Origin of the sequence: Achromobacter sp., from assembly GCF_036567245.1 — a bacterium.
GTDB lineage: Bacteria > Pseudomonadota > Gammaproteobacteria > Burkholderiales > Burkholderiaceae_B > Achromobacter.
In genome coordinates this window covers 1-8,331 of sequence record NZ_DATCUY010000431.1, presented here as the reverse complement: position 1 = coordinate 8,331, position 8,331 = coordinate 1, and the positions used below count along the sequence as shown (strand labels likewise).

At 62.7% G+C, this 8,331-nt stretch carries 7 protein-coding genes; 5 read left to right on the top strand and 2 right to left on the bottom strand.

Going from position 1 to position 8,331, the window contains the following annotated elements:
• Positions 1 to 231: 231 nt before the first annotated feature.
• Positions 232 to 1,755: an amidohydrolase family protein gene (locus VIR09_RS18460; protein ID WP_332014178.1), complete on the bottom strand. Its 1,524-nt coding sequence runs from the start codon at positions 1,753 to 1,755 to the stop codon at positions 232 to 234.
• Between the two features lie 474 nt (positions 1,756 to 2,229).
• On the opposite strand from VIR09_RS18460, the gene VIR09_RS18455 reads away from it, so the two are divergent.
• From VIR09_RS18455 to VIR09_RS18445, 3 genes are all read left to right on the top strand, one after another.
• Entirely contained in the window at positions 2,230 to 3,090 is an 861-nt protein-coding gene (locus VIR09_RS18455; RefSeq protein WP_332014177.1) for a DUF2272 domain-containing protein, read from the top strand.
• A 10-nt stretch (positions 3,091 to 3,100) separates the two neighbouring features.
• Complete coding sequence (locus tag VIR09_RS18450; protein ID WP_332014176.1) at positions 3,101 to 4,075, top strand: hypothetical protein; 975 nt, start codon at positions 3,101 to 3,103, stop codon at positions 4,073 to 4,075.
• 170 nt (positions 4,076 to 4,245) lie between these two features.
• The gene (locus tag VIR09_RS18445) at positions 4,246 to 5,658 is read left to right on the top strand and encodes an amidohydrolase family protein (RefSeq protein WP_332014175.1); all 1,413 of its coding nucleotides are present in this window, start codon (positions 4,246 to 4,248) and stop codon (positions 5,656 to 5,658) included.
• A gap of 36 nt (positions 5,659 to 5,694) precedes the next feature.
• On the opposite strand, the gene VIR09_RS18440 is transcribed toward VIR09_RS18445, so the two are convergent.
• The gene (locus tag VIR09_RS18440) at positions 5,695 to 6,900 is read right to left on the bottom strand and encodes a benzoate/H(+) symporter BenE family transporter (protein WP_013394538.1); all 1,206 of its coding nucleotides are present in this window, start codon (positions 6,898 to 6,900) and stop codon (positions 5,695 to 5,697) included.
• A gap of 164 nt (positions 6,901 to 7,064) precedes the next feature.
• On the opposite strand from VIR09_RS18440, the gene VIR09_RS18435 reads away from it, so the two are divergent.
• Together VIR09_RS18435 and VIR09_RS18430 are read left to right on the top strand one after the other, a co-directional pair.
• Positions 7,065 to 7,349, top strand: coding sequence for a hypothetical protein (locus VIR09_RS18435; RefSeq protein WP_332014174.1), 285 nt, complete (start codon positions 7,065 to 7,067; stop codon positions 7,347 to 7,349).
• A 133-nt stretch (positions 7,350 to 7,482) separates the two neighbouring features.
• Positions 7,483 to 8,331, top strand: an 849-nt coding sequence (locus VIR09_RS18430; protein WP_332014173.1) for a ComEC/Rec2 family competence protein, incomplete at its 3' end; no start/stop codon positions are given.

Genomic DNA, 8,331 nt, shown 5'->3' with positions numbered 1-8,331 from the left:
ACGCCGATTCGCACCACGTCGGGCGCGGCCAGGGAGGCTAGGCTGACGGCGCACAAGGCAGCGCCCAGCATCAGGCGTGAAATCAGGCTGCGGGGAGAGAGCAGGGTGCGCATGGTTGTTCCGTATATCGATGATGAAAGACAGGCCCGAGCTGGCAAGCGCCGGCCGCGGGCAGGACTAAGCGCCCGCCGGCATGCGCCGGCGGGCGGGACTGCAGGGTTCTCGGCAAGGTCAGGCCGCGCGCTTCTCCGCGCCCGTCTGCAGCTTCTGCTCGATGCGCGTGCCCTTGAAGAATTCGGGATGCGCCTGGGTGTAGAAGCGGTAGGGGTTGTCGAACACCAGCGCCTTGAAGTCCGCCGCGCTGATCACGCCGTCCTCGACCAGGTCCCAGCTTTCGGCCAGAGGTTCGGTCAGGTCGGGCACGTCCCAGTGGCCGACGTCGGACGACCAGATCGCGTTGAGCTTGGTGTTCAGCGGGTTGGCGCGGTCGTTGAAGGCGGCGCCTATGGTCCGGTCGTCGGCCTCCGAGCCGAAGTAGAAGCTGTCGACCCAGCGCTTGCGGATGTCCTCCACGCTTTCGACGCCGGCCGCGGCGAAGTCATCGAGCTCATCGCCCTGGGGTTCGCGGCTGTGATGCAATGCCGACAATCCCAGGCTGTCGCGCAGCAGCGTGTCCTTGTTGACTTCGCGCCCCTTCAGCAGTTCGGCGCCGTAGCGCTCGAACAGGTCGGCCAGCAGCTCCACGTCCGCATTGGCCGGGTTGTACTGCTGCACGGCCTTGCGGTTGCGCTTTTCCCAGCGGTCCACCAGGTGCGCGTACACGTGTGCGCCCCAATCCGCGCCGCCCTCCAGCAAGGCCACGCGCAAATTTGGAAAGCGCCGCGTCACGCCGCCAAAAAACAGCGCCTTGGCGAAGGCCTGGGAACCGTCGGCGAAATGGCCGATATGGTTGAACATGTAGTTGCTGATGGAATGGCGGCCGGTCCAGCCCTGGCTGCCGTAATGCGTGGCCAGCGGCACGCCCAGCTCCACTGCCTTGGCCCAGAACGGGTCGTAGTCGTACTCGCTGTCCAGTCCAAAGAAGTCGACGTAGGACGCATGCCGCGCGATCTCCGGGTACTCCGCCGGCGGGTACTTGTCGGCGATGGCCTTGATCGGCCGGCGCACGCCGCCCGGAATGTTCGCCACTTTCAGCCCCAGCGTCTTGACCGCGAATTCGAGTTCTTCGATCGCTTCCTGAGGCGTGTTCAAGGGAATGCCCGCCACCGGCGTCAGGCGGTCGCTGTACTTGCGGTACTGGTCCGCATGGAAATGGTTGATCGCGCGGTGCAGCGGCTGGCGGTACTCGTCGCCCGCGCCCAGCGGCGCCAGCACGTCGTTGGGAAACAGGATGGAATAGTCCGAGCCCTGTTCCTCCAGGCGCTCATACAGCAGCTCCGGCAGCGTGACCGTGGCCAGGTCCAGGGTGTTGCGCGTGACGCGCGCCCACCAGGGCGAACGCAGCGTGCGGTTGTGTTGCCGTTCCGCTGGCGTCTGCTGATACCAATCCTTGCCCTGCGACTTGGTGGCGAAGCGCGAGCCCTGCGTCTTGCGCAGCACGTCCACCAGCTTGGATCCGCCGTAGTGCTGGATGTAGTCCTCCAGCACGGGCGCGTAGTCGTTGACGTGTACGTCGGTATCGATCACGGGATAGTCCAGCTTCGCCTTGATGGCGGCGGAGCGGGAAGCCTGGGTACGGTGCAGCCGGTCGTTCATGCGGGTCTCCGAGAGTGAAACGGACGCGACGCCTTGCGGTTTCGGCAAGGCCGGCGCGGACAGGTCACAGTACGGGAGATGGCCGCCTGGCCAAACGACCGATAAGAAATTTCTATCTGAGTGATGTGCTTATGGCATGGGTGTCGCAATAGACGGAGTTGCGGTCCGCATACTCAAATTTGAGTATGCGCAGGCGCAAGGGGGCTTCTATCATGGTTCGCGCCAAGCCCGCACACAGCGCTCCCATTGCAATAACTCCGAGGGGGCATCTCCTGCCTTCCGCGTGTGCGGATGGTATCCGCGCCGTCGCGTTTCATGCCATTGGCGGAGAGATGGCGAGGATTTTTTCACGTACCTTGGCTTGCACTGCACCTTGGACAGCGTGCCCCTTCTTGCATATCGAGTTGATAGAGATCGTGGTCTCGGTTTGGCGTGCGCAGCGACCAATGCCTGGGTGCGGTCAGGGAGCATCTCATGAAACGTTTCGTCAATGTCGAGCTTGTCAACCTGCGGTCCACGCCCAGTACTGAGAAAAACACGCCGATCGGCAGCCTCACGCTGGGCCAGGAAATTGTCGATCTGGGGGACGCGCCGGCTGGATGGCATCACGTTCAAACGGAATCAGGCGGGGTTGCGCTGAAGGGGTATTCGGTCGACGCCCTGGCGGACTCGAAGTTCAAATGGGCCAAGCAGGCCAAACAGCCAACGCTGCGGTCACCAGCTACACGCGCGCGTGAAGCGCTTGTGGCGGCCGCGGTGGAGCAGTGGCTTCGATTCGACAAGGGGACGGGTAAAGAGACCGTTGAACCCTATAGCAGCTACATCCACGAAATGTGGAAGGCGCTGGGAAAGGACCTGACCGGAAAAGATACCGGTTACCCCTGGTCTGCCGTTGCCATTTCCCTCATGGTAAGGAATGCGGCGAAGATCATCCCGGAGTACCAGGCCTTCAAGCAGTCCATCGGTCACGCGAGGTATATGTGGGATGCCATCAAGAAGGGGGCGAGCCGGGATGTGTCCGCGCCGTTCTGGGGCGTACCCATAACGGAAGACAAGCCGCAGGTCGGCGACATCATCGGCAGTTGGCGGGGAACGCCCTTCACATTCGACCAATATCTCGCAGCGACGAAAAATCCGGAGGCTCCCAGCCATTCCGACATTGTCGTGGCGGTAGGTTCCGAGGTTGCATTGGCCGTGGGCGGCAACGTCAGGCAGTCCGTCTTCGTTACCGGATACCAGCTGACCGCCGACGGAAAACTCGGAAAGAACCAGCGGTTCGATAAGGGAAAGTTGGTCGGAGAAGCAATTGTCCTGATGAAAAACAGAATCGCTTGAGGGAACTCTTATGCGCATCGCATTTGCGTCCTGCATCGCCACCAATGTATTCAATGACCAACCCGTTTGGGACTGGATCAGGGCGCAAGCGCCAGATCATCTGATCTTGCTCGGCGACAGCATGTACCTGGACATACATGTCGAGGAAGCAGGGCATCCAAAAGATATGGGCGTGGATGACTTTGCCAAGCATGCGTTTTCTCGGTACAGCGAGCTGCTTCAGCAGGCGCAGTTCTCAAGACTTGTGAAGTCGTTGCCAACAGGTCGTGTCTGGACGACTTGGGACGATCACGACTGCCTATGGAATGATGTCCTGGGAGCGGTTGCCAGGGCAAGCCCCGCTCAGGCGCCGAAACTGCGTATCAGCACTGCCCTGCATGAGGCGTTTCGTAAGACTCTGAAAAAAGGCATGGCGGCGGGCTCATTTCCCAATGCCTACAATGCTCCGTCCCTTTGGAAGGAGAATCAGCCGCCTCTGGAATCGCCAAGTATCAAGCTGTCGAATGACGTGATGTTGCATCTTGCCGATGTGCGTAGCTGGCGTACGGGAACCTGGCTGATTCCAGACGACGCGCGCACGATATTGGGCGCCCGACAAAGAGCCGGCTTCGACGCTGCTATGGAGCGCGCGCCTGATGCCATTCACCTCTTCGCCAGTGGCTCCACCTGTGCTGATTACAAGGTTGGGTATGCCGGTGACTGGGAGTGGCTGCTTGGTCGGGCAGCCACCAGCAAGATCCTGGTGCTCAGCGGCGATATCCACCGTAACGAGTCGGATGCTTTTTTCACCACGGGTTGGCCCTTGCATGAGGCGACCTCATCGGGCGCGGCAGTGAAGTACGCCGTGACGGTAGGAGAGACGTACAGGAACTATGGTCTCGTCGATATCGACGAGACGCACGTTTCATTTTCTTTTTTCGCGGAGAACCAGCCTGAGCCGCGCTATGCGCGCAAACTAAGCCGCGCGAGCTGGCTCCCTGTATGAAACCCCGGCGTCGCGAACTCTTGAGCGCGCTCGCCGCGCTGCCCTTTATTGGGGGGTGCCGATGGCCGCGCCGAGCTTCGGAAAACGCTCAAGGCAGCACTCCGCCCGAGGGCCTCAGCCCTATCCTGACACCGCGTCCTGGGCGGAAGGCCGAGGGCGCTCCGGCTTGGGTGGTCGATACCCACGCGCACTTCTTTAATGCCAGCGATGTGCCGGTGGAAGGATTCCTGGCGGGGCCGGTTGCGCATAGCAGGTCCGGAGTATCCAGGACGCTGATTAGGGCATTGGCCCCACTTGCCGGCCGGATTGCATCCCTGGCGCCGACCGCCGATGAAGAAATCAAAGAGCTTGTCGGGATGGCCGGCAACCATGCGGTAATGGGCCTGCCGCCAGAGGCAAGCGAAACTGTCCTGCACCAGCGGCGAGCAGAGTTCTTGAAAAGACAGTCAGCCTTCTTCTTCGAGGTGGTACGAGGAACCGAATTTGAGAGGATCTACAACGATGCGGCGCCAGCGAGCTTTACACAGGGAGGGGTGGGCGGAAGCCTGGGACCGGACACGATGGCAATGGTTTTTCAAGCCACCGAGACCGGAGGACTGGTAGAACCCATGAGCGATGGCGCGGCCCAGGGAGGGGGAGCATATCGCGAAGGTGTTGTGGGTTTTGTGGGATACATGCTGTCTTATCGATGGATGAACCTGCTCGCGTACCAGCAGTCGTTCACCACCGGTGACCAGGCTTTCGGGGTGGATCGCGTGTTTGCTTCCTTGGTCGACTTCGATTATTGGCTGGCTCCCGCAGCCCTTTCATCGCAAGAGAGCCAGATAGCGCTGCATCAGTTGCTTTCAGTGCTGTCGAATGGATACATGCGTCCCTTGGTCGCGTACAACCCCTGGAGTGCGGTGCTGGACCCCAAGCGGGTGCGCATGCGGGTGGCCGACGCGATAGAAAGGCGGGGGTTTGTCGGTATCAAGATTTATCCGCCGAACGGATTCAGGCCGCTTGTAAACCCTGACGTTCACCCGATGCGCCCGGGGATACCCTCGGGCGCGGCCCTGGAGCGTGAGCTGACGGCGATGTGGAACATTGCCCAGCGTCTGGACGTACCGGTGATGGCTCACGGCGCATCAACAATGGGGTTGGATGACCTGCATGACGAGTACGCAAGCCCGCAGGGATGGATGCAAGCGCTGATGAAACTGGACTCGCCCCGTGTGAACATCGGCCACTTTGGGGGAGACGATCTTGACGGTTGGTCAGCCGGGTTTGCCGCACTGATGGAGGCTGGCGCGGGGAAGAACCTCTATGGCGATACGGGTTACTGGGAAAATCTGAGATGTGGAAAGTTGGAGAGTTGCATCGCGCGCGATCAATTGAAGAGGATCTTCGAAACTCATGCAGTGCTGAATGCCAGGCTCATGTATGGCAGCGATTGGCACATGCTCTCTCAAGAGCGCGCATGGGCCCGGTATCCGTCGGAAATCTTGCGAGCGACGAGAGATTTCATAAATCCTGAATCGCTCTTTGGAGGCAATGCGATTGGCTGTTTTGGCAAAGCAGCACAACCGCCTCCGGCTTCTTGAGTCAGCACTTGTGCGCCGTCCGCACGGTTTTGGCCATCAGGTCTTTGAAAAATCCGCGCGCTCCAGGATGAAGCTGGTCGCCACGCCGAACACCACGCCCCAGAACGGCGCGCCGATGCCAAGCAGGGGCAGGCCGCCGAGTGTCACCAGGAAAGCGACCAGGGCGCCCAGCGTGAAGTGCTGGCGGAAAGCGGTATGGAAGGCGCCTTGCAGGATGCGCAAGAGCGCCAGTCCCGCCAGCGTGGCGACGAAGGCCGCGGGCGTGGCCAGCAGTGCCTGCGTGACCAGCGGCGAAAACAGGCCGAACACGATCACCATCACGCCCAGGAAGATCGCGGCCAGCCAGTGTCGCGAGGCGTCAGCGCCGGAGGCGATGATGGCGTTTGAAGGGCCCGCCAGGCAGGTGGACACACAGCCCAGGCATGCAGTCAGCGCCGAGAACACGCCGCAGGCGTTGGTGATCGCATTGACCGGCGGACGGTGCAGCGAATTCCTCAGCACGGCAATTCCTTGCGCGTTCTGCACCGCGATTACGGTCACCGCAAGCGGCAGCACCAGCTCGAATGCCGCGGCCCAGGAGAACACCGGCGCGTAAAACTGCGGACTGGCCACCGAGGTTGCCAGCGTGACGTGCTCCAGCTGTGGCGCTCGTCCCATGAACATCAGCACGCCTATCCCGGCGATCAGCGCGCCGATGATGGGCGAGAGCCGCTTTTGCACGGCAGGGAAGACCGAGACCAGGAAGAAGGTGGCGGTCATGACGCCCGCGAGCCAGGGATCGGACGCGAACGACTTGATCCAGTCCAGCGCGAAGCTGAGGAAGACGCCGGCGACCATGCCCATGACGATGGGCATGGGGATGCGGTCCATGATGGCGCCGACCCAGCCCGTCAATCCCAGCACCAGCATCAGCGCGGCGGTCAGCAGATAGGCGCCGATGACTTCGGCAAAGGGCAGGTGCTGCAGCGCGCTGGCCACGAGCACCGCGCCAGGTATGGTCCAGAGAAAGGCGAGCGGCTGCCGGTAGATGGCGGACATCACGATGGTGAGGATGCCGTTGAGCACGAATGCGGCAAATATCCACGAGGCCAGGGTGGCCTGGCTGAGGCCCCCCTTCACGCCCGCGCTCAGGATGATGGCCACCGGGGCCGACGCGGAAAACAGAAAAGCGACGAAAGCGTTCGTCAGCTCGGTCGCCGGGAATGAGGACGGGGCGGCTGGAATCGTGTCTGGGTGGGCCATGGACTTATCTCATTAATGAGTGAAGCATCTTGCCGGGCACCGACACAATACAGGAAATGTCGTCCTATGAACTGCGGGCCGGCCGGGCCGGAGTACCCGGCGAGCCGTCAGGCGGAATGGGTCGATAGCCCACGCCGCGCAGCACGAAGTCCAGCGACAAGAAGGTGGGCGATGTAGACAATGCCGGAATTGCCGCGCTCATGCCGGAGAACGTTGTGCCCATCGTGTTGTATCTTGCCTCGGGCTGGCTTACCGGACGCACGCTGTCCGCCGGCGGTTTCGATGTGGGGCTGTACAGCAATCCCGAAGAGATCCGCCAGATCTGCGCCACGAGCCCCTGGCAGTTTGATCAATTGTCTTCCATGCTGGAAAAAACACTCAAGCCGGTCGCGGATGGTCTGCCTCCCAGCGTGTTCGCGACGCAGCTTGCCAACGCGTCAGTGGGCTAGCAGCAGCGCCGGACGCTTCGGATCTGCGTTCAGCCGAGGTGGCTGAAAGCATGCACGCGGTCCGCTGCGCTGCCGCGCCTTGCCCTACGCTATCCCGTTTCGGGAGGCGTATATCACAGGCCGGATCTTTTGCGTGGCGTTCGTGGCGGGCGCGGGGCTGGTCCAGTTGTGGCCCCGGCTTCCAGGAGCCGGGGCCACATGGTTGTTGGCTGGAACGTGTCTGTTCGCGTCCGTCATTGGCATGCGGCTGCGGCACGGCGCCGCGCGTTTGCTCGCGGCCCTGGCGCTGGGCCTGTGCGCGGGCCTGCTCAACGCCAGCCTGCAAGCGCAAGCCAGGCTTGACGATGCGCTGTCGGACGCCCACCAGGACGCGGTGTCGCGCCTGGTGCTGCGCGTCGCTGGGTTGCCGGACGGCGATGCGCGCAGCCAGCGTTTTCTGGCCGAATTGGACGAGCCGGCGCCGGCAGGGATTCCGTCGCGCATTCAGGTCAGCTGGCAGGCGCCTCCCGGCCCGCAAGCCGCGCTTCCCGAACTCAAGCCGGGGCAGGTCTGGCGCATGGCGCTGGTGCTGCGGCGTCCTCACGGTCTGCTCAATCCTGCCGGGCCCGATGCGGAAGGGCGCATGTTCGCGCAGGGGATACGCGCGGTGGGTACGGTGCGCGGGCAGCCCAGGCTGCTGGCGGACCGGCCCTGGGCGACGCCGGGCATCGCGATAGAGCGGGCGCGCCATCGGGTGCGGGATGGATTGCGCGCGGCCTTGGGAGAGCACCGCTACGCGCCGGTGATGATCGCCCTGGCCATCGGCGATCAGGCCGGCGTGGCGCGCGAGGACTGGCGTCTGTTCAACCGCAGCGGCATCACGCATCTGGTGTCGATCAGCGGCATGCACGTGACCTCGATCGCGGGTATTGCGGGGCTGCTGGTGGCCGCGCTGTGGCGGCGCGGACGCTGGCGCGGCGCGGGTCTGGCTGAGCATGTGCCC

Excerpts from the sequence above, each read along its gene's own strand:
- VIR09_RS18460 (WP_332014178.1), bottom strand. The coding sequence starts at position 1,755 with ATGAACGACCGGCTGCACCGTACCCAGGCTTCCCGCTCCGCCGCCATC.
- VIR09_RS18455 (WP_332014177.1), top strand. The coding sequence starts at position 2,230 with ATGAAACGTTTCGTCAATGTCGAGCTTGTCAACCTGCGGTCCACGCCC.
- VIR09_RS18450 (WP_332014176.1), top strand. The coding sequence starts at position 3,101 with ATGCGCATCGCATTTGCGTCCTGCATCGCCACCAATGTATTCAATGAC.
- VIR09_RS18440 (WP_013394538.1), bottom strand. The coding sequence starts at position 6,900 with ATGGCCCACCCAGACACGATTCCAGCCGCCCCGTCCTCATTCCCGGCG.